Raw genomic sequence first — 26,340 nt, 5'->3', positions numbered from 1 at the left:
TCAGATGTATGATCATGCGGAAATGAGTGATTACTCAAAGGGGGAGATAATGACTTTAACCCAGCTCGAAATTTTTGCTGTTGTTGCTGAACGGAAGGGCTTTACCTTAGCTGCGGCCCAGCTCAAGATCTCTCAGTCTGGGGTTTCCCATGCTATCAGAGTCCTTGAGCAGGAGCTTGGCGTAGAGCTTCTGCATCGGCATCAGGGAGTTGTTGAACTGACAGATATAGGAGAAGGCTTGCTACAAAAAGCTCAGGCCATTCTTGGTCTGGCTGAAACTATGAGGCAAGAAGCAGCGGATGCACGAGGGATGAAACGAGGTACGCTGCGAATCGGATCGTTTGGCCCGACTTCATCCTTGTGGCTGTTACCAACGGTACTGGCCGATTATCGCAGGCTTTACCCCGGCATTGAGGTCCATATTGATGAGGGGCCAGATAGACAGGTTGTGCAATGGCTTATGGATAGGCGAGTAGATGTGGGATTTGTGACCTTGCCGGAAGAGCAATTCGACACTTATCCGATTCTTGAAGACCAAATGGTGGCTTTGTTACCGGTAGATCATCCTTTAGTATTGCAGGATACAGTGACGTTGAAGGATCTGTGTGTTGGACCATTCGCGTTGACAGAAGCGGGATCGGCTGAACTGGTTTCCAGGCTTTTTTTATCGGCAAGGTTGCAACCTAATATTCGTTATCGAACATCTCAATTGTTAAGTACCTTGGCTGCGGTTGAACGTGGGGATGCGGTAACGATTGTTGCTGAGTCATCCCTGCCGCTGACTCATGAAGTTCACTATGTCAAGAAAACGCTGAATCCAAAAGTGAAACGACATGTTGGGTTGGCTGTGTTTGATGAACGTCAATCGTCACCGGCCGCTAAAGCATTTATCGCATTGGCGACTAAAAAATTTCGCATGGTGAGTTCGGCAATCTCTCCGGTTTCCAAGGAGCTTGTTAGTGAATGATCTCAGCTTTAATAGCATGTTACGTCCTTCTGCTAGCACATATTGTGCTTAGAACGTGAAAAAATTGTCTAAAGTAACTTTCCTATTAATGACCTGAGGCCATGAGGCTTCAGGTCGGATTGCTTAATCTTAATACTGATAATCAACTTTGATCATATTGTAATGGGACGGGTAAACGGGGTAAGTACCTCCGTCGAGAATCCCGCTAATTCTAAAGGAACCTTTGGCATCATGGCCGATAAAGGCATTTGTAGAGCCATTTAGGTTACCGGAGACATCCAGGCATAGCGATGGGGTGGATGAATATCGTGGGGTGTAACAAACGCTGAAAGTCTGAGTTGTCGCACCATTACTATATAAACCGATATTCCAAGATACTGTCGTAATAGTTGCTCTTGTCGGTACCGAAGAGGGCGTGGTAAAGAAACTTGAGTTAGTGTAGCCGGCAGCATAAACATTTGGGGCACGGCTCGTTTGTGACCACATGCTGGTAGCGGCAAAGGAGAGCTGAGCCGTGGTTAATACTAGAAAACCTACTGCAATTTTGGTAAATCTTTTCATTCTTCAATCCTCATTGCTAGCGAGTTATCTTACTGTTATTTGCATGCAATAGCGGTGCGATATCTAATATGATTGGCGCACATGAAAATTGCTTGCTTATTGATTCCTATGGTTGTTCAAATCTTCCTTGATCGAATAAAAAGAATCTCACTGTAATAATGGCGGATCAAGCGAAGGCTTTGGCTGAATGTCTGAATCTGTGCGCTGGCTTGATCGATGTTGTGTGATGTTTATGCCTAAAGGGGTATTGTTTGGTTGTAGATTCTTTGTCTTTTTCGACATCGGTAGCCAACTTTGTATTCCGATTGTACTGAGTTCAGTGGGTGGTATTTATAGGGGGGAAGAAAGTATTATCCTTATAATTGCAAAAATATTTTTTTAACTTCTGCTTGCCAAACTTTTTGAGGTAGTACATAATGCACTCCTTTCGTCAATGAGGTCTGGGTAAAATCTCTTTTGAATCAATGAATTAGCTGATATTCGAAGGATTTACTTCCCGCTCTAAGTTTCTTCCTCAATGGTTGTATTCGCTTACTTTGATTTGATTTTTGGGTTATATCTGCGCAGTGCAGATTTCTATTTTTTATCCACAGCCAGGAAGTTGGTTTCCCGGTAAATAAGTTTGATGCTTTAAAATTATCACACAGACTTATCCACAGGCTGTTGCATTTGAATTTTCCTGACTTTGAATGTTACAAAATGAGTATTTATTTTGTAACTTATTGATAATTTTTCGGAATGATCCTTTGTTAAGAAATATCACATTGATCACTTGCGCTTTTTTTGAGCATTGATCAACAAGGGGTTTTTATTTTATTCACAGGAAAATTATCTGAATCTTTTTATACGCTATAAAGATGGCTAATAATTAAGCATCTCTGGGCAAGCCCTTGGTTATCGCTCTAATAAGTCGTTTCTGTTGTGCTGTTTGTACACTAACAGTATTCGTTTTACGGCGAATGATTTGCTGTTCAATAGCCCAATGAATATGTTCGTCTAGCATTGTGTTTAATCCTAGTCTCTGTTGCAGAGCCAGAATGATATCGTATTGATAGGGTGCATTTCCTAAAGCAACAATAATATTGCGTAACCAGCGTAAATAGCCGATGCGACGAATTGCAGAACCTTCCGTTATCCGTAGGAACTTCTCTTCACTCCAATTGAATAAATCCAATAACTTTGGTGTATGTAATGTTACACGAGGGCTGAAATCATCTTCATCTGTCAATTGGGAAAAGCGATTCCAGGGACAGATAATCTGGCAATCATCACAACCGTAAATACGGTTTCCCATCAGTGGACGAAATTCCTCAGGAATAATGCCATCCAATTCAATTGTGAGGTAGGAAATACAACGGCGGGCATCAATAGTATAAGGGGCGATAATTGCACCGGTTGGGCAGGTTGTCATGCAGGCGACACAGCGTCCACATTGCTCTTCTTGTGGAGGATCTATAGGCAGAGGAAGATTAATCAGCAACTCACCGAGGAAAAACCATGAACCAGCTTCTCTATTAAGGATAAGTGAGTGTTTACCGACCCAGCCTAATCCAGCCTTAGCGGCGAGTGGGCGTTCCATTACGGGGGCTGAATCAACAAAAGGTCGAAAATTAAGGACTCCCTGATATTCGAAGTCATGGCAATAATTTTGGATTTGCTCCCCGAGTTTCTTAAGACGTTGGCGCAGCAGTTTGTGATAATCTCTTCCCAAGGCATAACGGCTGATATAACCGAGTTCGGCGTCATTTAGCGTGCTGGCAAAAGAAGCTTTTGCAGGGAGGTAATTCATTCTTACGCTAATAACCCTCAATGTCCCTGGCAAAAGTTCGTTTGGGCGGGCACGCATCATGCCGTGGCGCTTCATCCATGCCATCTCCCCGTGATACTGTTTATCCAGCCATTCCTGAAGTTTTGGTTCTTCCACGGATAAATCGGTATCGCAAATGCCAACTTGCTGGAAGCCAAGGGAATGACCCCATTGTTTGATCTTGGCGGCCAAGAGGTTAAGATTGAGAGGCGTTGTCATGGTGGAAATCGGCTTATACTGCAAGGTGTTGCAGTATAGCATAATTTATTTCAGCCCAAAAATAGTGGGTTTGATAATGAAACTGAGCAGAAGATGTTAAATGTTGATAATAGAAGTGTGTTAGGGTTATCGTTTTAGCTGATGAATTAATAAAACAACAGATATTATTCGATGAAAGAACTTGTTTTATCACTTAAAGATGAAGATGCGACAGTTTCTCTTGGAAGCGCGGTTGCTGCTGCCTGTAATAGTGGTAGTGTAATTTATTTATATGGTGATTTGGGTGCCGGTAAGACTACGTTTAGCCGTGGTTTTTTGCAGTCCCTGGGTCATAAAGGGCATGTAAAAAGCCCAACTTATACTTTGGTTGAGCCTTATGCTTTAACACCGAGGTCGGTTTACCATTTCGATCTTTACCGATTGGCAGATCCGGAAGAGCTGGAATTTATGGGAATACGTGATTATTTCCATCAAGATGCCATTTGTTTGGTGGAATGGCCTCAGCAAGGAGAAGGTGTATTACCGGATGCAGATATTGAATTACATTTGAGTTACCAGCCCGAAGGGAGACAGGCACATTTTATTGCTTTGTCTAAATATGGTGAGAGCCTGTTAGATAAATTGAAATATTTATAAGGGATCACCCGACCATGATGTGTCCTTTAGTCGCAAAAATGATAAAGAAATGGCAGATCAGTTTTATGATAATGTGCTGGTTGTTTATTATGATGAGCAGTTTAGTGGTAACAACCGCAGCCGCGGCGACTTTATCCAATATTCACGTCAGTAACAGCATAAATGAGTCTAAAGTGACGATGGTTTTTTCCGGTGGTCGCCCTAATTACAGTTTTTTCCCATTGCATTCGCCAGAGCGTTTAGTGGTAGATATCCATCAATCAGAAAAAATTGTTGGTTTACCTATGAATTTACCGGAGCAGGATTTAGTAAGGAAAATCCGTTCCAGCCAGGCACCTGATCGACAAAAAAAACGCATTGTATTTGAACTAAATAATAAAGTTAAAGTCAACTCTATAGTGCAGCAGTTGGATAGTGAATATCGGGTGATTTTTACCCTACGGGCTTCTGGGGTACCTACTGGCAAGTCTGTTTTTAGAGAGAGTTCACAAGCCGATACAGGTAAGCTATCACTTACTAACAGTAAATTGCGGACGACAAAACAGGCTGTTTTGCAAACAACTTCTAAGGGCGGTCAGCGGGTAGTTGTCGCTATTGATGCAGGACATGGTGGTCAGGACCCCGGTGCGATTGGGCAACGTGGATTGAAAGAGAAAAATGTGACTATCAGTGTGGCGCGTAAGCTTGAAGTGTTGTTACGCAATGATCCTATGTTCAAACCCGTACTGACCCGTAACGGAGACTATTTTATTTCTGTTGCTGGTCGTTCTGAGGTTGCACGTAAACATAGCGCAAATATGCTGATTTCTATTCATGCGGATGCCGCTCCTAATCGTAGTGCGCGTGGTGCTTCTGTTTGGGTGCTGTCAAACAAGCGTGCAAACAGTGAATTGGGTAATTGGCTTGAACAGCATGAGAAACAGTCGGAGTTACTGGGTGGTGCAGGTAATGCTCTGGCAAATGGGGCTGATCCTTATCTAAGCCAGGCGGTGCTGGATTTGCAATTCGGCCACTCCCAACGGGTGGGCTATAACGTTGCAGTACAGGTTTTGAGTGAGTTGCGCAAGGTCGGTTTATTACATAAACGCTCGCCAGAACATGCCAGCTTAGGTGTGTTACGTTCACCGGATATTCCTTCAATTTTGGTGGAAACAGGATTTATCAGTAACTCGGCGGAAGAAGCATTACTGGGTTCTAATGATTTTCAGGATAAGCTAGCAAGTGCTATTCATCGGGGATTGCGTAACTATTTTCTGGCAAATCCATTGCAGGCTGCACCTAAAGCAGCCAAGAAGTAAAGGTTAAATATGGCTATCAAGATCTTACCTCCTCAATTAGCAAACCAAATTGCGGCTGGCGAAGTCGTAGAACGCCCTGCATCAGTAGTAAAAGAGTTGGTGGAGAATAGCCTTGATGCTGGTGCTAACCGTATTGATATTGAAATTGAGCGGGGTGGAGTAAAACTTATTCGTGTCCGTGATAATGGCTGTGGCATCAACCATCAGGAGCTTGCGCTAGCGTTGGCTCGTCATGCTACCAGTAAGATTGCTACCCTTGATGATTTGGAAGCCATTATCAGTATGGGATTCCGTGGAGAGGCGCTGGCGAGTATCAGTTCAGTTTCACGTCTGACATTAACTTCCCGTACCGAAGAACAGCACGAAGCCTGGCAAGCTTACGCGGAAGGGCGAGATATGGCAGTGACCGTGAAGCCGGCAGCACATCCAGTAGGCAGTACTGTTGAAGTATTGGATCTCTTTTATAATACTCCTGCGCGGCGCAAGTTTCTGCGAACAGAAAAAACGGAATTTGGTCATATTGATGAAGTCGTTAGACGCATTGCGTTGGCGCGTTTGGATGTATTAATCAATTTGCACCATAACGGTAAATTGGTGCGCCAATACCGGCCGGCAAAAGATGAATCACAGTATGAGCGGCGGTTGGTCTCCATTTGTGGTACCGCTTTTATGCAACGGGCACTTTCTCTTTCCTGGCAGCACGACGATTTATCGATTAAAGGATGGGTTGTTGACCCGATGAATACTGAGGCGAGCGGTGATATTCAATATTGTTATGTAAACGGGCGTATGATGCGTGATCGTTTAATTAATCATGCTATCCGTCAAGCTTATCAAGATTTGCTCCGGGGAGAACAACAGCCTGCTTATGTTTTATATTTGGGGGTTGATCCACATCAAGTGGATGTGAATGTGCATCCTGCGAAGCATGAAGTTCGCTTCCATCAAGCTCGTTTGGTACATGATTTTATCTATCAGGGTGTAATAGCCGTATTAAAACAGCGCGGAAGCGGTGCCGAACTGGATATCGCTTGCTGTGAACCTGCGCCAGCCTGGGAGCCGGAAAATCGGCCATCAGCAGGGGGAAATCATTTTTCTCGGCAAAGCAATGCGACATCTGTGGCAGCATCATCACCAAAAGAGGTTTTGTCAAGTAAAGGGAATATGGGGGGCTCTCGCGGTGGTGAGAATCGCCAATATCATGGCGATCATTATCAGAAACGTCAGGGTGAGGTATATCAGAAACTGATGCAGTCTGAACCTGAAGAAAAAAGAGAGCTGTTTCCGGCAAGAACCGCTCCGGTTATGGCAGAAAAGGCCACTTCTGCTCCTGTTCAGGTTAAAAATAGCAATCATAGTTTTGGTAAGGTATTGAGCATATATTCACCATGTTATGCTCTGATTGAATCTCCATTGGGACTTGGGTTGTTATCTTTGCCGGTAGCTGAACGCTGGTTAAGACAAGCACAGTTAGCACCAACAGAGCAAGGGCTGAAATCACAGCCATTGTTGATACCGCTGAAACTATCTCTTAGTAAAGAGGAAGCTGGTGCTTTAAACCGTTATAGTGACTTATTGGGCTCTTTTGGTATTGAAGCATCTGTATCTCATGGAAAAGCGACACTATGTGCGGTATCGTTACCATTACGTCAACAAAATCTGCCTAAATTAATTCCTGAGTTGCTAGGTTATTTGGCACAACAGCCATCAGCATCGGCAGAACAGGTTGTAACTTGGCTTGCTCGTCATATTGGCAGTGAGTATGAAACGTGGAACGTTGCTCAGGCGGTACAATTATTAGCTGATGTTGAGCGTCTTTGCCCACAACTGGTAAAATCTCCACCAGATGGGTTATTACAATTAATTGATTTACAAGCAGTGGTGGCATCTCTTACTCATGAGTGATCAGAAAACTCAACATCTACCAACGGCAATTTTTGTTATGGGTCCGACGGCTTCAGGCAAAACAGCTTTATCTGTCGCTTTACGCCAGCATCTTCCTGTGGAACTGATCAGCGTTGATTCTGCGCTAATTTATCGTGGAATGGATATTGGTACCGCCAAACCAACAACCGAAGAGCAAGCGTTGGCACCTCATCGTTTAATCAATATCTTGGACCCTTCTCAACCTTATTCTGCTGCTGATTTTTGTCACGATGCTTTGAAGGAGATGGCAGAAATTACTGCTTCTGGCCGTATTCCTCTGCTGGTGGGAGGAACGATGCTCTATTTCAAGGCGTTACTTGAAGGTTTGTCGCCTTTACCTTCTGCTAATCCGGTTATTCGGGCACAAATAGAACAGCAGGCGGCAGAGCAAGGATGGGATGCATTGCATCAGCAACTACAGAAGATTGATCCTGCGGCGGCGTTAAGAATTCATCCTAATGATCCACAGAGACTTTCTCGGGCACTGGAAGTTTTTCTTATTTCAGGTAAAACTCTCACTGAACTGACTACATTGTCAGGAGAGTCGCTGCCTTATCGTGTTCATCAATTTGCTATTGCACCGGCAAAACGTGAGCTCCTTCATCAACGCATTGAAGCGCGTTTTCATCAAATGCTTGAATCAGGGTTTGAAGAGGAAGTTAAAGCACTTTATGCTCGTCATGATTTGCATGTGGATTTACCTTCTATTCGTTGCGTCGGTTATCGTCAGATGTGGTCTTATCTTTCCGGCGAAATTGATTACGATGAAATGATTTATCGCGGTATTTGTGCGACGCGCCAGTTGGCAAAGCGTCAGATAACTTGGCTCAGAGGTTGGAAGTCGGTTCATTGGTTGGATAGTTCTCAACCAGAGCAAGCTTTAAGCACAGTTATGCAGGTTGTTAGTGCATAGGTTTATTGATTGTGTACAATTGATGAGTACCAAAGCGCAATTTTTGAGTAGTTCATTTTTTCGAACCTTTAGGTTCTTAGTTAAAAACAACAAAATAAGGAAAATATAGAATGGCTAAGGGGCAATCTTTGCAAGATCCGTTCCTGAACGCATTGCGGCGTGAAAGGGTCCCGGTTTCTATTTATTTGGTCAACGGCATCAAATTGCAGGGTCAGATTGAATCTTTTGACCAGTTTGTCATTTTACTGAAAAATACGGTTAGCCAGATGGTTTATAAACATGCCATCTCTACTGTTGTACCTTCCCGCCCAGTTTCTCATCACAGTAGCAATACGAGTGTAGGGGCGAGCGTAGGTAATTATCATTCTGGTGGCGTTTCTGCTCCGGCAGCACAACAGGAAAGTGATGGCACTGAATAAGTTTGAGATCAGTAATAGAATGAAGAAAAACATAGGTAGGGGGTTTTACCTATGTTTTTTCCTGTAGTTTTTTACTCAGCCTGAGAGGTCGCACCTTTGTTTGAACGTTATGAAGGCGGCGAACAAGCCGTTGTGGTGCATGTTTTTTTCTCGCAGGATAAAGACACAGATAATCTCAGTGAGTTTGAATCACTGGTAACTTCTGCTGGTGTAGTTCCTGTGCAAATTGTCACGGGGAGCAGGAAAGCCCCTCATCCGAAATATTTTGTTGGAGAAGGTAAGGCGGAAGAGATTGCTGAGGCGGTGCAGGCTAGTGGTGCTGATGTTGTGTTATTTAATCATGCACTCAGTCCTGCACAGGAACGCAATCTTGAGCGGCTCTGTCAGTGTCGAGTTATCGACCGCACCGGCGTGATTCTGGATATTTTTGCCCAACGGGCACGGACTCACGAGGGGAAGTTACAGGTAGAGTTGGCGCAGTTACGTCATCTTTCTACCCGTCTTGTCCGGGGATGGACTCACCTTGAACGTCAGAAAGGTGGGATTGGTTTGAGAGGGCCGGGGGAAACGCAGCTTGAGACAGACCGGCGTTTATTGCGGGATAAAATCCGTCAGATATTGAATCGTCTGAGCCGGGTTGAGAAACAGCGTGAACAGGGGCGTCAAGCGCGAAATAAAGCGGATATACCGACGGTTTCACTGGTGGGATATACCAACGCCGGTAAATCGAGTTTGTTTAACCGTATGACGGCTGCTGAGGTTTATGCGGCTGATCAATTGTTTGCTACGCTGGACCCAACGTTGCGACGGATTGACGTTAATGATGTTGGTACGGTGGTATTGGCTGATACGGTTGGTTTTATCCGTCATTTGCCTCATGATCTGGTGGCGGCATTTAAAGCGACATTGCAGGAAACCCGGCAAGCAACATTGTTGCTGCATATTGTTGATGCTGCGGATAGCCGCATCGACGAAAATATTGCCGCTGTTGACAGCGTACTGGAAGAAATTGAAGCGCATGAAATTCCGGTACTGTTGGTGATGAATAAGATTGATATGCTGGACAGCTTCACGCCGCGTATTGATCGCAACGAAGATAACTTACCGGTTAGAGTTTGGCTGTCTGCGCAAACTGGTGAAGGTATCCCGTTATTGTTACAAGCGTTAACGGAGCGTCTTTCGGGTGAAATTGCACACTACGAATTGCGTTTGCCACCGGAAGCAGGTCGTTTACGCAGCCGCTTCTATCAACTGCAAGCAATAGAGAAAGAGTGGATAGAAGAGGACGGTAAAGTTGGTATCGAAGTGAGAATGCCGATTGTTGACTGGCACCGTCTATGCAAACAAGAACAGGATTTGTTTGATTATGTTGTCTGATGTGCCTGTCAGGTGAATATCAGAAAACTTATGTGATTGAGAGTCGGCTTGTTTATAAGAGGCTCTTGGCCTGAAAAACCAATCATAAAAGAATGGAGCTAAAACATGGCGTGGAATCAGCCCGGGAACAACGGACAAGACCGCGACCCGTGGGGAAGCAGCAATAAAAGCGGCAATTCCGGCGGGAACAAAAGTGGTCGAAACCGTGGGGCATCTGATCTCGACGATCTGTTCCGTAAGCTGAGCAGTAAACTCGGGGGTTTTGGTGGGAACAAGGGCGGTAATGGTTCTGACCAAGGGGCAAAATTTGGCGGGCGTATTGTTAGCCTTGTCGCTGCTGCTGTCGTCGTGATCTGGGCCGCTAGCGGTTTTTATACGATTAAAGAGACAGAACGTGGTGTTGTTACCCGTTTGGGTAAACTTAGCCATATTGTGCAGCCAGGTCTGAACTGGAAACCTACATTCATTGATGAAGTTGTTCCAGTTAACGTGGAATCTGTTCGTGAATTGGCAACCTCTGGCGTGATGCTGACATCAGATGAAAGCGTTGTTCGCGTGGAGATGAACGTGCAGTATCGTGTAACTGATCCTGCCGCTTATCTTTATAGCGTGACAAGTCCTGATAACAGCCTGCGTCAGGCGACAGATAGCGCGGTACGTGGTGTTGTTGGTAAATATTCGATGGATAAAATCTTGACGGCAAACCGTATGATTGTCCGTGATGATACTCAGCGTGAGTTGGAAAAGACGATTCTTCCGTACCGCATGGGAATAACTTTGTTGGATGTTAACTTCCAGGCTGCTCGTCCGCCAGAAGAAGTCAAGGCTGCTTTTGACGATGTTATTGCTGCTCGTGAGAATGAACAGCAGTCTATTCGTGAAGCGGAGGCTTATTCGAACGAAGTCTTGCCACGCGCGAAAGGTGATGCGCAACGTATCATTGAAGAGGCGAAAGCTTATAAGGCTCGTGTAGTATTGGAAGCGCAGGGGGAAGTGGCGGGCTTTGCCAAAATGTTGCCTAGGTATAAAGAGGCGCCTGAGATTACCCGTGAACGTCTGTACATTGAAACGATGGAAAAAGTATTGAGCCGTACTCGCAAAGTTATTGTTAATGATCACAATAACAATTTGCTGGTATTGCCATTAGAACAAATGTTACGTGGCGATGTTTCTGGTGTTAAAAAAGAGGGAACAGTGCAATCAGATAATACGGTAGCTTCTGACCTGCGGGTTACCCGCCCAACTGTGCCTTCAAATTCAGGCCGGGGAGCGAATTATAACCGAACAGATAATCTGCGTAATGACATTATCAGGGTAGGGAGATAATAATCATGCGTAAATCATTAGTCGTTGTTATTGTCGCGGTATTAGTTGCACTCTATGCCTCTCTATTTATTGTGCAGGAAGGACAGCGTGGTATTGTACTGCGTTTTGGTAAGGTTCTGCGTGATGCGGGAAATAAACCGATTGTTTATGAGCCGGGGTTGCATTTTAAAATACCTTTTGTTGAAACGGTGAAAACACTGGATGCTCGTATCCAGACTATGGATATTCAAGCCGACCGTTTCTTGACCAGTGAAAATAAGGACCTGATAGTTGATTCTTACCTGAAATGGCGGATTAACGATTTCAGCCGTTATTATCTGGCGACCGGCAATGGTGATATTTCTCAGGCAGAAGTATTGTTAAAACGTAAATTCAGTGACCGCCTGCGTTCTGAGATTGGCCGTAAGGATGTTCGTGGTATCGTAACGGATTCCCGTGGTCAATTGACCACAGATGTTCGTGATGCGCTGAACAAAGGTACAACGGATAAAGAAACAGCGAGTACAACTGAAGCGGATGATGCTATTGCATCGGCGGCGGCTCGTGTAGAGCGAGAAACGGCAGATAAACAGCTTGCTATCAATCCAAACAGTATGGCGGCATTGGGTATTGAAGTTGTTGATGTGCGTATCAAACAAATCAATTTACCACTGGAAGTTTCAGAAGCGATTTACCAGCGTATGCGTGCTGAGCGTGAAGCGGTAGCTCGTCGTCATCGTTCACAAGGTTTGGAAGAAGCAGAAAAGCTGCGTGCAGCAGCAGATAAGCAAGTTATTGAAATCCGAGCAAAAGCGGAGCGTGAAGCGCTTACATTGCGTGGTGCTGGTGATGCAGACGCCGCTAAACTGTTTGCTGATGCGTTCAGTCAAGCGCCAGATTTCTATACCTTTATCCGTAGTTTACGTGCTTACGAGAAAAGCTTTAGTGAAGACGGGAAAGATGTTCTGGTATTAAGCCCAGAAGCTGATTTCTTCCGCTATATGAAAGCACCTGAAAAGCGTGCAGGTCAGCACTAATAGATGCTGAATCTATTGATTAGGCCCGCATCAGGCGGGCCTTGTCATGTCTGGTGGCTAACAAAAATAACGGATGTGATAAAAATTACTGAAAGGTGTGGGATGAGATGTTAGAATCCATTTTTAAGCAACCGAGTGAATTTTGAAATGGGTAAGAACGTTGTCGTATTGGGCACCCAATGGGGTGACGAGGGCAAGGGCAAGATCGTCGACTTGCTGACTGAACGAGCTAAGTATGTTGTTCGTTATCAAGGGGGCCATAATGCTGGTCATACACTGGTTATCAACGGTGAAAAAACCGTTCTCCACTTAATCCCATCAGGGATCCTGCGTGAAAACGTTATCAGTATTATTGCAAATGGCGTCGTATTAGCGCCTGATGCGCTGATGAAAGAGATGAACGCATTAGAATCCCGTGGTATTCCTGTTCGCGAGCGTCTGCTCATTTCAGAAGCCTGTCCACTTATTCTTCCATACCATGTTGCATTAGATAATGCCCGCGAGAAAGCGCGTGGTGCAAAAGCAATTGGTACAACCGGTCGTGGTATTGGTCCTGCGTATGAAGATAAAGTTGCTCGTCGTGGTCTGCGGGTTGGTGATTTATTTGATAAGGAAGCATTCGCCGTTAAGCTGAAAGAAATTATCGAATATCACAATTTCCAACTGGTTAACTACTACAAAGAACCGGCGGTTGATTACCAGAAGACCCTAGATGAAATCATGGCTGTTGCCGATATTTTGACGGATATGGTCGTCGACGTTTCTGATTTGTTGTATAAAGCAACTCAGAAAGGTGAATTGGTCATGTTTGAAGGTGCACAGGGCACATTGTTGGATATTGACCACGGTACTTACCCATATGTGACCTCTTCCAACACTACCGCGGGTGGCGTTGCAACAGGTTCCGGTTTAGGTCCGTGCTATGTTGATTATGTTTTGGGGATCATCAAAGCATACTCTACTCGTGTCGGTGCTGGTCCATTCCCAACTGAACTGTTTGATGAAACTGGCGGTTACTTGCGCGAAAAAGGCCAAGAGTTTGGCGCGACTACGGGGCGTAGCCGCCGTACTGGTTGGCTGGATATCATTGCTATCCGTCGTGCAGTACAGATCAACTCACTGTCAGGTTTCTGTATGACCAAGCTGGACGTGTTGGATGGCTTGAAAGAAGTAAAAATCTGTACTGGCTACCGTATGCCTGATGGCAGTGTAATTGAAACGACACCTTTAGCAGCGGATGACTGGGAAGGTATTGAACCTGTTTATGAGACCATGCCTGGCTGGAATGAAAGCACTTTCGGTGTGAAAGAGCATAGAAAATTGCCTCAGGCAGCATTGAACTATATCAAACGTGTAGAAGAGCTGACCGGTGTTCCGGTTGATATTATTTCTACAGGCCCGGATCGTTCAGAAACTATCATTCTGCGTGATCCGTTTGATGCCTGATGGTACCTATAATCAGGTGAAGCCGGGCTTTTCAGCCCGGTTTTTTGCTATTTATTGTGGCCTTTTTTGTTTAACGATGAGGAGATCAACATGATTTTGGTAGATTCATGGTATATAAGTTGAACAAATACTTATTTTTTCAGTTTGTTCTCGGATATATTAGTTTATATCTTATTATCCAGAGGTTGATGTGCAGTTAACGAGTTTTACAGATTATGGCTTGCGCGCGCTAATTTATATGGCTTCTTTACCGCAAAGCCGGATGACCAGTATTTCTGAAGTCACTGATATTTATGGTGTTTCTCGTAACCACATGGTAAAAATCATTAACCAATTGAGTCATTTAGGATTAGTGGATGCTGTTCGTGGTAAAAACGGCGGTATCCGTTTAGGTAAGCCAGCGAAGGATATCAGAATTGGCGATGTCGTTCGCGCTCTTGAGCCATTATCATTGGTTAACTGTAGTCAGGAATCTTGCCATATCACTTCTGCGTGTCGTCTGAAGGTCGTATTAAATCAGGCAATAGAAAGGTTTTTAGAAGAACTGGATAAGCATACTTTAGCTGATATGATTGAAGATAATATTCCCCTTTATAAGCTGCTTCTGACCGAATGAAGAAATGGCGCAAACAGCCTGCTGATGACAACGGAGGAACAGCTATGTCACAAGATCCTTTTTTGGGGCGCGAAGCAGAAAAATACGAATCACCTATTCCAAGCCGCGAGTATATCTTAGACATTATTGCTAAACATACTGTACCGGTAAGTCGCCAGGAACTGGCACAAGAGCTGAATCTGATTAACGATGAGGATATTGAAGCGTTACGTCGTCGTTTACGGGCTATGGAACGTGATGGTCAATTGGTTTTCACTCGTCGCCAATGCTATGCCTTGCCGGAAAGATTGGATTTACTGAAAGGTACTGTTATTGGGCATAGAGATGGTTATGGTTTCCTACGAGTAGAAGGTCACAAAGACGATTTTTATCTCTCTGCCGAGCAGTTAAAAATGGCTATTCATGGTGATGTTGTGCTGGCACAACCATTATCCCTGAATCGCAAAGGGCGTAATGAAGCACGTATCGTTCGTGTATTAGTGCCTAAGACCAGTCAGATTGTTGGCCGCTATTTTCTTGATTCTGGTATGGGATTTGTTGTGCCGGATGATAGCCGTTTAAGCTTTGATATCTTGATCCCGAAAGATGAAAGCGGTGGTGCTCGCATGGGGAATGTGGTGGTAGTCGAGTTAATTACACGCCCGGCGCGCCGCACAAAGGCTATCGGTAAGATTGTTGAAGTGTTGGGTGAAAAAATGGGAACGAACATGGCAGTGGAAATTGCCCTACGTACTCATGAAATTCCTCACAGTTGGCCGCCACAGGTGGAAAACCAGGTTGCTTCCTTGAATGAGCAGGTACCAGAATCGGCGAAAAAAGACCGTGTTGATCTGCGTACTCTGCCGTTGGTGACAATCGATGGTGAAGATGCCCGTGATTTTGATGATGCCGTTTATTGTGAAAGAAAGCGAAGCGGTGGTTGGCGTTTATGGGTTGCCATTGCTGATGTCAGTTACTATGTGCGTCCACAAACGGCGTTAGATACCGAAGCACGTAACCGGAGTAACTCGGTTTACTTCCCATCTCAGGTTGTCCCCATGTTGCCGGAGGTGCTTTCTAATGGACTCTGTTCTCTGAACCCGCAGGTTGATCGCCTTTGTATGGTGTGTGAGATGACGATTTCAGCGCAGGGGCGATTATCATCCTATAAATTTTACGAAGCCATCATGAATTCTCACGCCCGTCTGACATATACCAAAGTATGGCGTATGTTGCAGGGTGATGAAGAGCTGCGTGAGCACTACAAGCCACTGGTTCAGCATATTGAGCATTTACATGAATTGTATCAGGCACTAGAAAATGCCCGTGAGCAACGTGGTGCAATCTCGTTTGAGTCAGAAGAGGCGAAGTTTATCTTTAATGCTGAACGTCGTATCGAGCGAATTGAACCGATTGTTCGCAATGATGCTCATAAGTTGATTGAAGAGTGCATGATTCTGGCGAATATTGCTGCGGCGCGCTTCGTGGAAAAAAATGGGGAGCCGGTGCTTTACCGTATTCATGATCGGCCAAGAGAAGAAAGTATTGTTAACTTGCGCTCGGTTTTCGGCGAATTGGGATTGACGCTGCCCGGTGGCATGCAACCAACACCAAAGGATTATGCGCAACTGATGCATCAAGTGGCTGAACGCCCGGATCATGAGCTACTGCAAACCCTATTACTGCGTTCAATGAAACAGGCAGTTTATGATCCGGAAAACCGGGGTCACTTCGGTCTGTCATTAAATTCTTATGCGCATTTTACCTCACCTATCCGCCGTTACCCGGATCTGGTGTTGCATCGGGCGATTAAATATCTGCTAGCGAAACAGCAAGGCATTGTTGAGCAATGTGGAACACCGACCGGGGGATGGCACAGTGATATGGAACAGATGTTGCAACTGGGCCAACACTGCTCCATGACAGAGCGCCGCGCAGATGAAGCGACGAGAGACGTTGCTGATTGGCTTAAGTGTGATTTTATGCAGGATCAAGTGGGCAATACTTTTACTGGGATCATCACGAGTGTGACAGGTTTTGGTTTCTTTGTTCGCTTGAATGAGCTGTTTATTGACGGTCTGGTACATGTTTCCACGTTGAGTAATGATTATTATCATTTCGATAATATCGGTCAGCGTTTAGTGGGTGAATACTCGGGTAAAACTTTCCGGTTAGGGGATGAAGTTGAAATTCGTGTGGAAGCGGTTCATATGGATGAGCGTAATATTGACTTTAAGCTGCTTTCTACCGCCCGCAAAGCCCGGAATGTAGGTAAAACAGTGCGCGATAGAGAGAGAAAAGTAGAACTTGGCCGCGAAAGCAGTAAGAAAAAAGGGCGTGGTTATCGCAAAGAAGCTCATTTTGAGCCTGATGGTGCTGTTCGTAAAGAGCGATCTGCGGATAAGCCTAAAGGGGATAAGAAAAAGGGTAAGACGCTTTCTACCAAAACTCAGAAAATTGTCGCTAAATTCAAAGCCAAACGGGCTAAGAAAAGCGCAGATAAATAATCAAAGGGCTATCCTGTTGCAGGATAGCCTGAATATTTTAATCTCCCCCTGAGTACGTGAAGCTTATCGAATAGGCTTACAGTATTCGTCAGTGCTGTATATGTATAACAGTAAAAATAAGAAGATTATGAGTGAAATTATCTACGGTATTCATGCCGTTAAAGCTTTACTGGAGCGTGATCCTCAGCGTTTTATCGAAGTTTATGTCCTGAAAGGACGTGAAGATCGCCGCCTGACACCATTGATTCATGCGCTGGAAAGCATCGGGATGACTATCCAACTGGCAAATCGTCAGTGGCTGGATAATCAAACGGAAGGTGCGGTGCATCAGGGAATTATTGCCAAAGTGAAGCCAGGGCGTCAGTACCAAGAAAATGACCTACCAGATTTACTGGCACAAGTAGAAACCCCGTTCTTGTTGGTGCTTGATGGCGTGACAGATCCCCATAATCTGGGCGCTTGCTTGCGTAGTGCTGATGCAGCAGGTGTACATGCTGTTATTATTCCACGTGATCGTTCTGCTCAGCTTAATGCCACGGCGAAGAAAGTGGCATGTGGTGCTGCGGAAAGCGTACCACTTATTCGTGTCACCAACCTTGCGCGTACCTTACGTTTATTGCAAGAGTACAATATTTGGGTGGTGGGTACAGCAGGAGAAGCTGACCATACGCTGTATCAGAGCAAACTGACTGGTCCTATGGCACTGGTGATGGGAGCGGAGGGGGAAGGTATGCGTCGTCTGACTCGTGAACACTGTGATGAATTGATTAGCATCCCAATGGTGGGCTCTGTCTCGTCGTTGAATGTGTCTGTTGCCACGGGAGTTTGCCTGTTTGAGGCGGTGCGTCAGCGTAGCTCGTGACAATCCACCTCCCATATATACCCTATGGATTGCGAGATGCATCGCGGCGGCAAGGGAGTGAATCCCCGGGAGCATAGATAACTATGTGACTGGGGTGAGCGAGTGCAGCCAACAAAGAGGCAACTTGAAAGATAACGGGTATATGAACAAAAGTATTTTTGCATTGTTCATTCCTTGAGTTTTTTATGTAGGGTAGGTATAGTTACGCGTCAATTTTTCAGCCGCACTTAAACAAGTTCCTTGCCTCCACGGGCCGCGGTTGACCCTGACAGGAGGCTGAATAATCCGTAAGGAGCAATTCTAATGCGTCATTACGAAATCGTTTTTATGGTCCATCCTGACCAAAGCGAACAGGTTCCGGGCATGATTGAGCGTTACAGTGCGACTATCACTAACGCGCAAGGTCAGATTCACCGTCTGGAAGACTGGGGCCGCCGTCAACTGGCTTACCCAATTAACAAACTGCACAAAGCTCACTATGTTCTGATGAACGTTGAAGCACCGCAGGAAGTGATTGATGAGCTGGAAACTAACTTCCGCTTCAACGATGCCGTTATCCGCAGCATGATTATGCGCGTTAAGCACGCGGTAACTGAAGCATCTCCAATGGTTAAAGCCAAAGATGAACGTCGCAGCCGTGACTACTCTCTGGAAGACGCCAATATGGATGCTGAAGAAGCTGGGGATTCTGAAGAGTAATAACTGTGACAACTAATCGTTTGGTGCTTTCTGGCACAGTGTGCAAGGTCCCCATTCGAAAAGTCAGTCCTGCCGGCATTCCTCATTGTCAATTTGTGCTTGAGCACCGTTCACAGCAACAGGAAGCCGGTTTGAGCAGGCAAGCATGGTGCAGAATGCCCGTTATTGCCAGCGGACAATTGTTACAAGTTTTAACTCACAGTATAACGGTCGGCAGTCGATTAACCGTTTCAGGATTCATTAGTTGCCATCAAGGTCGCAATGGTCTTAACAAACTGGTTCTTCATGCCGAGCAGATTGAATTGATAGATTCTGGAGACTAGCCAAATGGCACGTTATTTCCGTCGTCGCAAGTTCTGCCGTTTCACAGCGGAAGGCGTTCAAGAGATTGATTATAAAGACATCGCTACGCTGAAAAACTACATCACCGAGAGCGGTAAAATTGTACCAAGCCGTATCACTGGCACCCGTGCAAAATACCAGCGTCAGCTCGCTCGTGCTATCAAGCGCGCGCGCTACCTGTCTTTGTTGCCTTACACTGATCGTCATCAGTAATCGGCACAGTCCATTAACGACTCTGAGAGGATAAGGTAATGCAAATTATTCTGCTTGATAAAGTAGCAAACCTGGGTAGCCTGGGTGATCAAGTTAACGTTAAACCGGGTTATGCCCGTAATTACTTAGTACCGCAGGGCAAAGCTGTTCCTGCGACTAAGAAAAACATCGAATTTTTCGAAGCTCGCCGTGCTGAACTGGAAGCTAACTTGGCTAACGTTCTGGCAACAGCAGAAGCTCGCGCTGAGAAAATCAATGCACTGGGTTCCGTTACTATCGCTTCTAAAGCAGGTGACGAAGGTAAACTGTTCGGTTCTGTCGGTACTCGTGATATCGCTGATGCAGTTACCGCCGCAGGCGTTGAAGTCTCTAAGAGCGAAGTGCGTCTGCCTAATGGCGTTCTGCGTACTATTGGTGAACACGAAGTTAACTTCCAGGTACACAGCGATGTATTCGCTAAATTGAACGTTAACATTGTTGCTGAAGCTTAATCTCTGATTAACTGATGCTAACAAGTAAAAAACGCTGGCAATGCCGGCGTTTTTTATTGCCTCAACTTACTGTTCTCTTGGTAGTCGATAAGGCTTTTGCCGGTAATGCCCAGTAACTGAGCATTAATCTGATTTATACCCGTTATCTTTCAAGTTGCCTCTTTGTTGGCTGCACTCACTCGCCCTGGTCACATAGTTAACCCGAATTCTGGATAAGAAATTGACGAGAAGCCTGTTCCAGGAGCAAAGTTTTGGTGTGCACCAAAAACAGCTCCGAGGGGGGAACAGGCTATGGACAACTTAGTTGAAATTTTCTGTGATGTCGATGATTTTTGCCGTTTTTTCATCCCTCAATGGGAACAATTTTGTCTCGATAGCGGGCATCGTTTACGCCGCCGACAAGGTCATATGTATCCCAGTGAAATCATGACCATTTTGATCCTTTTTCATATGTCGCATTACCGTGATTTTAAACATTTTTATCTAGAACATATTTGGAAATATCACCATAAGGATTTTCCAACCTTGCTTAGCTATCCTCGTTTTGTCAGTGTGGCTCCTTCCGTTTTGGTGCCATTATGCAGCTATCTGACTCAATTAAAAGGGAAACCCACAGGCATTGCTTTTATTGATTCCACCCGTTTGAGTGTCTGCCATAACATTCGCATCCCTCGACATAAGGTCTTTGCGGGGATAGCAAAGCGCGGAAAAAATTCAATGGGCTGGTTTTACGGTTTCAAATTACACCTGGTTGTCAATCATCAGGGTGAAATTCTCGCGCTTAAAGTGACTCCGGGTAATGTGGATGATCGGGAACCTGTTCGTGAATTATCAAAAGAATTAACGGGTTCTCTTTACGGTGACAAAGGTTACCTCAGCCAGGAATTGGCGGACGATTTAGCTAAAACCGATGTCACTTTCATCACGAAAAAACGGCGTAACATGAAAGCGAGTATGCAAGCTGAGTGGGATAAGATAATGTTAAAAAAGCGTTTTATCATTGAAACGATTAATGGGCAATTAAAAACTCTTTCTCAAATAGAGCATTCCCGCCACCGAAGTATAAAAGGCTTTCTGTTGTGCGTTTTAGGTGGATTGATTGCTTACTGCCTTAAATTGAAGAAGCCATCACTGAAAGTTTTCTACTCAGAAGACGATTTTTCAATGACGGATTAAGCAGAATTCGGGTTAGTTATCTATGCTCCCGGGGGTTCGCTCCCTTGCCGTCGCGATCCATCTTGAAATCCATTGGGTATATTTTACATTTACTACCTTATTTGCCGTTTATAGAATCATAGTTTCTCTTGTCTATTCTTCTGTAATGTTGTCTTTTGGCTGGTTTTTATTATTATTGATTTTGCGTTTTTATATTGAAAATATTATTCATTATTAGATTATTATCTATAAATAATCTAATTCATATTTTTTATTATTAGATAATATCAACATTGTTAATTCTGTTGTGATGTGGGAATTTTTTATCGAATATTTTGATATATCTACGTCTAAATCTGGTTAATTACACGAGTGATTATTTCATAATAATTAAAAATATATTATTATATAATTTTGGTTATTTGTCTTTATAATGATAATTTATTTTATATGATTTCACATAAGAATGTTTAATAATATCAATATATATCCTTATTATTAAATAATAATATCAAAAATTTATATGGGATTTTATTGATATAACTGTCAGAGTTGACAGTAGACTTTTAAGTGTAATTTTATAATTATAATTTTTGTTAATTAACCCTTGTGTGAGAACACAAATGAATGCGCTTATTGTTAATAGGTATGAGTTTATTCTCCATAGTTATTGGTAAATTGAATGGTTTCATTAATAAATTAATAGGTATATTAGATGTTTAATTGATTTATTTATTTGTTAATAAAAATACCTTGTCATCATTATATGTTCTTCATATTAACCTAGACATAAGGGATAAAGCTGGTATGAATCTTAGTAAAAACATATTACAAACTATAGGTAATACTCCAGTAGTTATGTTGAATGGTAGATATACTAAAGGTATTAATGTCTTTCTCAAAATGGAGAATATTAACCCCGGTGGGAGTATTAAAGATCGTATTGCAGTTGCTATGTTGGAAAGGGCTGAGGCTCAGGGAGAATTAAGACCGGGAATGGTGGTGATTGAACCATCATCGGGGAATACGGCAATTGGTCTGGCAATGGCGTGTGCTGTTAAAGGTTATCGATTTATTGCGGTTTTAGATCGCATGGTGCCGGCAGCAAAACGCGATAAAATAAAAGCATTTGGTGCGGAAATTATTTTCCTACCAGAATTTGAAGCGGGAAAAGATACTGTCAAATATCGCATTGATTTAACTAAAGAGATTATAAAAGTCTATCCGAATGCGTTTAGCCCTATGCAATTTGAAAATCAGGTTAATCCTGATGAGCATTATCGTTCCACGGGGCGTGAGTTGTATGAAATCTTTGGCAATAATTTGACAGCTTGTTTTGCGACAGCAGGAAGTTGTGGAACACTGACTGGAATTTCCCGTTATTTGAAAGAGAAAGATCCACAGGTGCGAATTTATGGTGTTGAACCCGTGGGGTCAATTATTTTCGGTGGTGAACCAGGAAAATATCTGGTACAAGGTGCAGGATTAGCGTTTATACCTTCTATTTTGGATCGTACCAATATCGATATTACCTTGAAAGTTGCAGATATTGATGCATTCCGAGTAGCAAGAAAGTTAGCCAGAAATGAAGGTATTTTAATTGGTGGAACGGGAGGTTGTGCGGTAAGCGCAGCATTAAATCGCCTGGATGATTTTAAACCTGGCGATAATATTGTTGTCATTATTCCTGATAGTGGAGAACGTTATATCGACACAATTTATAATGATGCTTGGTTATTTGAAAATAATTTCTCAGAATTAATTGAGGAAAGTAAAACAGAACCTCAATTAGAAGAAATTATTACAAACATGGGGTGCGTATTAAATGAGTTCTGATCGCGTTTTGGTGATTTACTATAATCGCCTCTATAATCCTCTTATCATAAGAAGTCTTAAATCTGAATATAGAGAGGTAATTGCTCTTTATATTGATGAAGGGCAGGTAAGAGATATTGAAGATATTGAATTAGAATGCATGGTTGCAGGTGCTGATAAATTTATCTATAAAGATTATCGAGCGCAATATGCTGAACACTTCCTTACAAAAGCGATAAAAGCGAATGCTATTTATCAAAATGGTTATTTTCTCAGTGCTGCACTTTCCCGGCCTGCGATTGCTGAGGCAGCAGTTGAAGTTGCCAATGAGCTCAATATTGATTATATTGCTCATCAATTCAGAGGTAATGATCAAGTCAGAATGGATATGAATATAGAAATTCTGAATAAAATACCTATTGCTTCGTTGAGAGATTTTAAATACGACGAAAATATTGTAAATAGTTATGCGATGAAATATGGTATTCCTCAAGAATTTGGTTGTAATAACCCTTATTCTACTAGTGAAAATATATGGGGATTAAGTGTCGAATGTGGACCGTTGGCAGAACCGGAAGCATTAATTCCGGAAGATGCCAGAGAGAAATTATTTGAACATGCACTATCAGCTACTGAGCCAATATTTTTGTCATTAGGTTTTGAGAATGGTATACCGATATCGATTGACGGCGAAAAGAAATCATTATATGAAATTATTGAAATATTAAATGAGATTGGTAAAAAATTATCAATTGGTATTTTTGATATTGTTGAAGATGGCATTGTCGGTTTGAAAACACGCGCAATTTATCAATCACCTGCCGCACATATCTTAATTACCGCACATCGTGATTTAGAATGTTATTGTAGTAATCGTCACGAAAATTGGTTTAAAGAGATAGTTGATAAAAAATGGGTTGAATTAGTTTATTCTGGGCTTTGGTATGATCCCTTATTAACTCATTTAAACCACTTTATTGATAGCATGAATCAACATGTCAATGGTGAGATTAAGCTTGAATTAGGTTATAAATATGCCAATGTTTGTTCCCGTATTTCAAAGACAACTATCTATGATGATAATTTAGCAATATATAATTGTGGGCATTTATATAGTCAAAACGATGCAGAGGGATTTGCAAAAATATTTAATATTCATACTAAGCAAAGTGCTAAATCTAAGATGAGGCAAAAGTTATGATTAAAGAGTTATTAATGTGTAAACCGGATTTTTATAATATTGAATACGTTATTAATGATTGGATGGACCCTAATAATAGCGTCAATAAAGAATTGGCACAGCAACAATGGGATTTTCTTTATGAACGGTTGACTGAACGTGGTATCACTATTCGCACTATCGAGCCTGTTAATGGTTTGCCTGATATGACTTTCTCAGGTGATTGTGGCATGGTGCATAATAATAAATTCCTTGCGAGTAATTTCCGACACGCTGAACGCCAGGGGGAAAGCCAGCACTATATCGATTATCTGGAAAATCTAGGTTATGAGATACATCGTGTTGATGAAGATATCTATTTTGAAGGGCTTGGAGATGTTATCTATTGGGATAATGACATCATATTTGGTTATGGTCCTCGCTCAGATAAAGAAGCAATAAATACAATTCAGAAAGTTTATCCAGAACTTGAAGTTAAAGGTGAACTGCATATTCAGGATAAGACTTTCTTTCATGTGGCTCTGGCATTCTCGTTTATTGACAAAGATACAGTTATTTACTACCCAGAAGCATTTACTAAAGAGAGCCAGAATTATATTGCTGAAACATTTGAACGCCGAATCTCAATATCAGAACATGATGCTAAGGAATTATTTGTCTGTAATAATATCCCAATAGGTAAAGATATTCTCATGCATGATTGTTCTATAGAGGTTGAACGTCAATTAAATAATTATGGTTATAATGTCATTAAATGCGATATGAGTGAATTCTTAAAGAGTGGTGGTAGTCTGCGTTGCTTAGTATTAAAAGTTAAATAATTATAATGGGAGGATAATAAGTCATGTATATTTTAGGTATAAATTCAGTTTACCATGAATCAGCAGTTTGCTTATTAAAAGATGGAGAAACTATTTTTGCCATTGAAGAAGAGCGTCTCAATAGAAGAAAACACGGAAAACCAGCAAATGTTGATAATCCTGATGAACTGCCATTGGCTTCCATTGAAGTTGCATTAGACTTTGCGGGTATTCGCTTGGAAGATGTGAGTCATATTGGGTTTTCTATTGATCCGATAGAGCGAAGAAAATCAGTCTTTATTGATGAAGTCACCAGTGAAGGCAATTGGGGAAGTGTATCGGGTGAGTCCATTTTTTATCGTAAAACCACTTCAGTACCAGAAATTTTACAATCAATGGGATTCCGTGGTCAATTTCATTGGGTTCCTCATCACACAGCTCATGCGGCATCTGCTTATTTTGTTTCGCCATTTGATAAAGCGTTAACTTTATCACTTGATGGTGTGGGAGAGGATAATACCGCAGGGGTATATCTGGGCGATGGCAATAGTCTGAAAAAAATTAAAACTATTGAATACCCTAATTCAATCGGTTTTATGTGGGAGAAATTGGCAGAATTCCTGGGCTTCTCTGTATACGATGCCTGTAAGGTGATGGGAATGTCTGCTTATGGTAAGCCTGAAGGTTTTATGCCGGCGTTCCAACAACTTGTCAAAATTTATGAGAAAGGTGAGTTTACTATCGATAACACCATTCTCAATTTCCGCAGCCAAGACTTTTCTAAATTAGAATCTTTGTTTGGTATTGAGAAAAGAGTTCCCGGTGGAGAGGTAGCGCAGGAATATTATGATATTGCTGCTTCTCTCCAGCAAATAACTGATGAAATAGTGTTAAATATGGCTCATCATTATTTGCAGGAAACAGCAACGAATAAACTCTGCCTTGCAGGTGGTGTTGCATTGAATTGCATAACGAATAAACGATTATATGAAGAGTTGGATATCGAAGATATCTTTGTTCAGCCTGCTGCACATGATGCCGGGACTGCCACAGGTGCCGCCCTATTTATTTGGCATCATATTCTTGAAAATAATCAGCGCTATCCTCTGACTCATACCTATTGGGGTCTGGAATATAGTGAAGATGATTACCAGCGTAGTTTGAAGGCCCACGGTTTGGACTGGACATATGAAGAGAATATTCATGAAGTTGTCGCAGGCTTGCTGGCTGAAAATAATGTCGTTGGCTGGTTCCAGGGGAGGATGGAATTTGGGCCGCGGGCATTAGGTAATCGTAGTTTGTTGGCTGATCCAAGAAATAAAGATATTCGCGATTTAATGAATCGTAAAGTTAAACATCGTGAAATGTTTAGGCCATTTGCGCCTAGTGTATTGCGTCAACATGTTGCTGATTGGTTCCATGTTCGGAAGGAATTACCGGAAGCTGCAAAATATATGTTGTTAGCGATGGATGCTAAAGTGGATAAAGCATCGAAAATTCCGGCAGTGGTTCACGAAGATGGTACTGCCAGAGTTCAGGTGGTAGATAGTGCATCAAATCCAGATTATGCCCAGTTGATTGAGGCATTTTATCGGAAAACCGGTGTGCCTTTGTTGCTGAACACCTCTTATAATGATAGCGAACCGATTGTTTGTTCACCGGAAGATGCTATTAAAACTTTTATGAAAACTAATATTGATTATTTAGTTTTGGGGAATTATTTGATTAAATCGATTCATTAATTATTGCAGAGTAAACGTCTATCCCAGT

The 26,340-nt window shown here is 43.0% G+C and carries 24 protein-coding genes; 22 read left to right on the top strand and 2 right to left on the bottom strand.

Features of this window, described 5'->3' with window-relative positions:
- Positions 1–49 precede the first annotated feature (49 nt).
- Positions 50–967, top strand: a complete 918-nt coding sequence (locus PluTT01m_RS23535; RefSeq protein WP_011148662.1) for a LysR family transcriptional regulator — start codon at positions 50–52, stop codon at positions 965–967.
- A gap of 129 nt (positions 968–1,096) precedes the next feature.
- On the opposite strand, the gene PluTT01m_RS23530 is transcribed toward PluTT01m_RS23535, so the two are convergent.
- Both PluTT01m_RS23530 and queG read right to left on the bottom strand, forming a co-directional pair.
- Positions 1,097–1,528, bottom strand: a complete 432-nt coding sequence (locus PluTT01m_RS23530; protein WP_011148661.1) for a flagellar protein FlhE — start codon at positions 1,526–1,528, stop codon at positions 1,097–1,099.
- Positions 1,529–2,396: 868 nt separating this feature from the next.
- A complete protein-coding gene (queG, locus tag PluTT01m_RS23525; RefSeq protein ID WP_041381219.1) occupies positions 2,397–3,554 on the bottom strand; it encodes a tRNA epoxyqueuosine(34) reductase QueG in 1,158 nt (385 codons plus the stop codon).
- A 171-nt stretch (positions 3,555–3,725) separates the two neighbouring features.
- On the opposite strand from queG, the gene tsaE reads away from it, so the two are divergent.
- From tsaE to PluTT01m_RS23415, 21 genes are all read left to right on the top strand, one after another.
- Entirely contained in the window at positions 3,726–4,190 is a 465-nt protein-coding gene (gene tsaE / locus PluTT01m_RS23520; protein WP_058588968.1) for a tRNA (adenosine(37)-N6)-threonylcarbamoyltransferase complex ATPase subunit type 1 TsaE, read from the top strand.
- 14 nt (positions 4,191–4,204) lie between these two features.
- Complete coding sequence (gene amiB, locus PluTT01m_RS23515) at positions 4,205–5,488, top strand: N-acetylmuramoyl-L-alanine amidase AmiB (RefSeq protein WP_041380420.1); 1,284 nt, start codon at positions 4,205–4,207, stop codon at positions 5,486–5,488.
- Positions 5,489–5,497: 9 nt separating this feature from the next.
- Positions 5,498–7,393, top strand: coding sequence for a DNA mismatch repair endonuclease MutL (mutL, locus tag PluTT01m_RS23510; protein WP_011148656.1), 1,896 nt, complete (start codon positions 5,498–5,500; stop codon positions 7,391–7,393).
- Positions 7,386–8,327: a tRNA (adenosine(37)-N6)-dimethylallyltransferase MiaA gene (miaA, locus tag PluTT01m_RS23505; protein ID WP_011148655.1), complete on the top strand. Its 942-nt coding sequence runs from the start codon at positions 7,386–7,388 to the stop codon at positions 8,325–8,327. Before mutL ends, miaA begins: the two co-directional genes overlap by 8 nt.
- Positions 8,328–8,437: 110 nt before the next feature.
- Positions 8,438–8,746, top strand: coding sequence for an RNA chaperone Hfq (hfq, locus tag PluTT01m_RS23500; RefSeq protein ID WP_011148654.1), 309 nt, complete (start codon positions 8,438–8,440; stop codon positions 8,744–8,746).
- A 96-nt stretch (positions 8,747–8,842) separates the two neighbouring features.
- On the top strand, positions 8,843–10,123 hold the full coding sequence (gene hflX, locus PluTT01m_RS23495; RefSeq protein WP_011148653.1) for a ribosome rescue GTPase HflX: 1,281 nt from the start codon (positions 8,843–8,845) through the stop codon (positions 10,121–10,123).
- 105 nt (positions 10,124–10,228) lie between these two features.
- Positions 10,229–11,449, top strand: a complete 1,221-nt coding sequence (hflK, locus tag PluTT01m_RS23490) for an FtsH protease activity modulator HflK (RefSeq protein WP_011148652.1) — start codon at positions 10,229–10,231, stop codon at positions 11,447–11,449.
- Positions 11,450–11,454: 5 nt separating this feature from the next.
- On the top strand, positions 11,455–12,465 hold the full coding sequence (gene hflC / locus PluTT01m_RS23485) for a protease modulator HflC (RefSeq protein WP_011148651.1): 1,011 nt from the start codon (positions 11,455–11,457) through the stop codon (positions 12,463–12,465).
- 147 nt (positions 12,466–12,612) lie between these two features.
- Positions 12,613–13,911, top strand: a complete 1,299-nt coding sequence (locus PluTT01m_RS23480) for an adenylosuccinate synthase (protein WP_011148650.1) — start codon at positions 12,613–12,615, stop codon at positions 13,909–13,911.
- 190 nt (positions 13,912–14,101) lie between these two features.
- The gene (gene nsrR, locus PluTT01m_RS23475) at positions 14,102–14,527 is read left to right on the top strand and encodes a nitric oxide-sensing transcriptional repressor NsrR (RefSeq protein WP_011148649.1); all 426 of its coding nucleotides are present in this window, start codon (positions 14,102–14,104) and stop codon (positions 14,525–14,527) included.
- Positions 14,528–14,571: 44 nt separating this feature from the next.
- Entirely contained in the window at positions 14,572–17,013 is a 2,442-nt protein-coding gene (rnr, locus tag PluTT01m_RS23470; RefSeq protein WP_011148648.1) for a ribonuclease R, read from the top strand.
- A gap of 127 nt (positions 17,014–17,140) precedes the next feature.
- Positions 17,141–17,875, top strand: a complete 735-nt coding sequence (rlmB, locus tag PluTT01m_RS23465) for a 23S rRNA (guanosine(2251)-2'-O)-methyltransferase RlmB (RefSeq protein ID WP_011148647.1) — start codon at positions 17,141–17,143, stop codon at positions 17,873–17,875.
- 303 nt (positions 17,876–18,178) lie between these two features.
- Positions 18,179–18,574, top strand: coding sequence for a 30S ribosomal protein S6 (gene rpsF / locus PluTT01m_RS23460; RefSeq protein WP_011148646.1), 396 nt, complete (start codon positions 18,179–18,181; stop codon positions 18,572–18,574).
- 5 nt (positions 18,575–18,579) lie between these two features.
- The gene (gene priB / locus PluTT01m_RS23455) at positions 18,580–18,897 is read left to right on the top strand and encodes a primosomal replication protein N (protein ID WP_011148645.1); all 318 of its coding nucleotides are present in this window, start codon (positions 18,580–18,582) and stop codon (positions 18,895–18,897) included.
- A gap of 4 nt (positions 18,898–18,901) precedes the next feature.
- Entirely contained in the window at positions 18,902–19,129 is a 228-nt protein-coding gene (gene rpsR, locus PluTT01m_RS23450; RefSeq protein ID WP_000135199.1) for a 30S ribosomal protein S18, read from the top strand.
- A gap of 38 nt (positions 19,130–19,167) precedes the next feature.
- Complete coding sequence (gene rplI, locus PluTT01m_RS23445; protein WP_011148644.1) at positions 19,168–19,620, top strand: 50S ribosomal protein L9; 453 nt, start codon at positions 19,168–19,170, stop codon at positions 19,618–19,620.
- A 291-nt stretch (positions 19,621–19,911) separates the two neighbouring features.
- On the top strand, positions 19,912–20,796 hold the full coding sequence (locus tag PluTT01m_RS23440; RefSeq protein WP_011144786.1) for an IS982-like element ISPlu6 family transposase: 885 nt from the start codon (positions 19,912–19,914) through the stop codon (positions 20,794–20,796).
- A 702-nt stretch (positions 20,797–21,498) separates the two neighbouring features.
- The gene (locus PluTT01m_RS23430) at positions 21,499–22,611 is read left to right on the top strand and encodes a PLP-dependent cysteine synthase family protein (RefSeq protein WP_229008973.1); all 1,113 of its coding nucleotides are present in this window, start codon (positions 21,499–21,501) and stop codon (positions 22,609–22,611) included.
- Positions 22,601–23,791: an argininosuccinate synthase gene (gene argG, locus PluTT01m_RS23425; protein WP_011148642.1), complete on the top strand. Its 1,191-nt coding sequence runs from the start codon at positions 22,601–22,603 to the stop codon at positions 23,789–23,791. Before PluTT01m_RS23430 ends, argG begins: the two co-directional genes overlap by 11 nt.
- A complete protein-coding gene (locus PluTT01m_RS23420) occupies positions 23,788–24,591 on the top strand; it encodes a dimethylarginine dimethylaminohydrolase family protein (protein ID WP_011148641.1) in 804 nt (267 codons plus the stop codon). The genes argG and PluTT01m_RS23420 overlap by 4 nt, the downstream gene beginning before the upstream one ends.
- A gap of 23 nt (positions 24,592–24,614) precedes the next feature.
- Positions 24,615–26,312, top strand: coding sequence for a carbamoyltransferase family protein (locus tag PluTT01m_RS23415; RefSeq protein WP_011148640.1), 1,698 nt, complete (start codon positions 24,615–24,617; stop codon positions 26,310–26,312).
- The last annotated feature ends 28 nt before the right edge of the window (positions 26,313–26,340 follow it).

The sequence above is a fragment of the Photorhabdus laumondii subsp. laumondii genome, from assembly GCF_003343245.1.
GTDB lineage: Bacteria > Pseudomonadota > Gammaproteobacteria > Enterobacterales > Enterobacteriaceae > Photorhabdus > Photorhabdus laumondii.
The sequence above is the reverse complement of the archived record's forward strand: the minus strand, read 5'-3'. Positions and strand labels throughout refer to the sequence as shown.

Bases quoted from the DNA above. Each gene is read 5' to 3' on its own strand.
- PluTT01m_RS23535 (WP_011148662.1), top strand. From the start codon at position 50: ATGACTTTAACCCAGCTCGAAATTTTTGCTGTTGTTGCTGAACGGAAG.
- PluTT01m_RS23530 (WP_011148661.1), bottom strand. From the start codon at position 1,528: ATGAAAAGATTTACCAAAATTGCAGTAGGTTTTCTAGTATTAACCACG.
- queG (WP_041381219.1), bottom strand. From the start codon at position 3,554: ATGACAACGCCTCTCAATCTTAACCTCTTGGCCGCCAAGATCAAACAA.
- tsaE (WP_058588968.1), top strand. From the start codon at position 3,726: ATGAAAGAACTTGTTTTATCACTTAAAGATGAAGATGCGACAGTTTCT.
- amiB (WP_041380420.1), top strand. From the start codon at position 4,205: ATGATGTGTCCTTTAGTCGCAAAAATGATAAAGAAATGGCAGATCAGT.
- mutL (WP_011148656.1), top strand. From the start codon at position 5,498: ATGGCTATCAAGATCTTACCTCCTCAATTAGCAAACCAAATTGCGGCT.
- miaA (WP_011148655.1), top strand. From the start codon at position 7,386: ATGAGTGATCAGAAAACTCAACATCTACCAACGGCAATTTTTGTTATG.
- hfq (WP_011148654.1), top strand. From the start codon at position 8,438: ATGGCTAAGGGGCAATCTTTGCAAGATCCGTTCCTGAACGCATTGCGG.
- hflK (WP_011148652.1), top strand. From the start codon at position 10,229: ATGGCGTGGAATCAGCCCGGGAACAACGGACAAGACCGCGACCCGTGG.
- hflC (WP_011148651.1), top strand. From the start codon at position 11,455: ATGCGTAAATCATTAGTCGTTGTTATTGTCGCGGTATTAGTTGCACTC.
- PluTT01m_RS23480 (WP_011148650.1), top strand. From the start codon at position 12,613: ATGGGTAAGAACGTTGTCGTATTGGGCACCCAATGGGGTGACGAGGGC.
- rnr (WP_011148648.1), top strand. From the start codon at position 14,572: ATGTCACAAGATCCTTTTTTGGGGCGCGAAGCAGAAAAATACGAATCA.
- rlmB (WP_011148647.1), top strand. From the start codon at position 17,141: ATGAGTGAAATTATCTACGGTATTCATGCCGTTAAAGCTTTACTGGAG.
- rpsF (WP_011148646.1), top strand. From the start codon at position 18,179: ATGCGTCATTACGAAATCGTTTTTATGGTCCATCCTGACCAAAGCGAA.
- rpsR (WP_000135199.1), top strand. From the start codon at position 18,902: ATGGCACGTTATTTCCGTCGTCGCAAGTTCTGCCGTTTCACAGCGGAA.
- rplI (WP_011148644.1), top strand. From the start codon at position 19,168: ATGCAAATTATTCTGCTTGATAAAGTAGCAAACCTGGGTAGCCTGGGT.
- PluTT01m_RS23440 (WP_011144786.1), top strand. From the start codon at position 19,912: ATGGACAACTTAGTTGAAATTTTCTGTGATGTCGATGATTTTTGCCGT.
- argG (WP_011148642.1), top strand. From the start codon at position 22,601: ATGAGTTCTGATCGCGTTTTGGTGATTTACTATAATCGCCTCTATAAT.
- PluTT01m_RS23420 (WP_011148641.1), top strand. From the start codon at position 23,788: ATGATTAAAGAGTTATTAATGTGTAAACCGGATTTTTATAATATTGAA.
- PluTT01m_RS23415 (WP_011148640.1), top strand. From the start codon at position 24,615: ATGTATATTTTAGGTATAAATTCAGTTTACCATGAATCAGCAGTTTGC.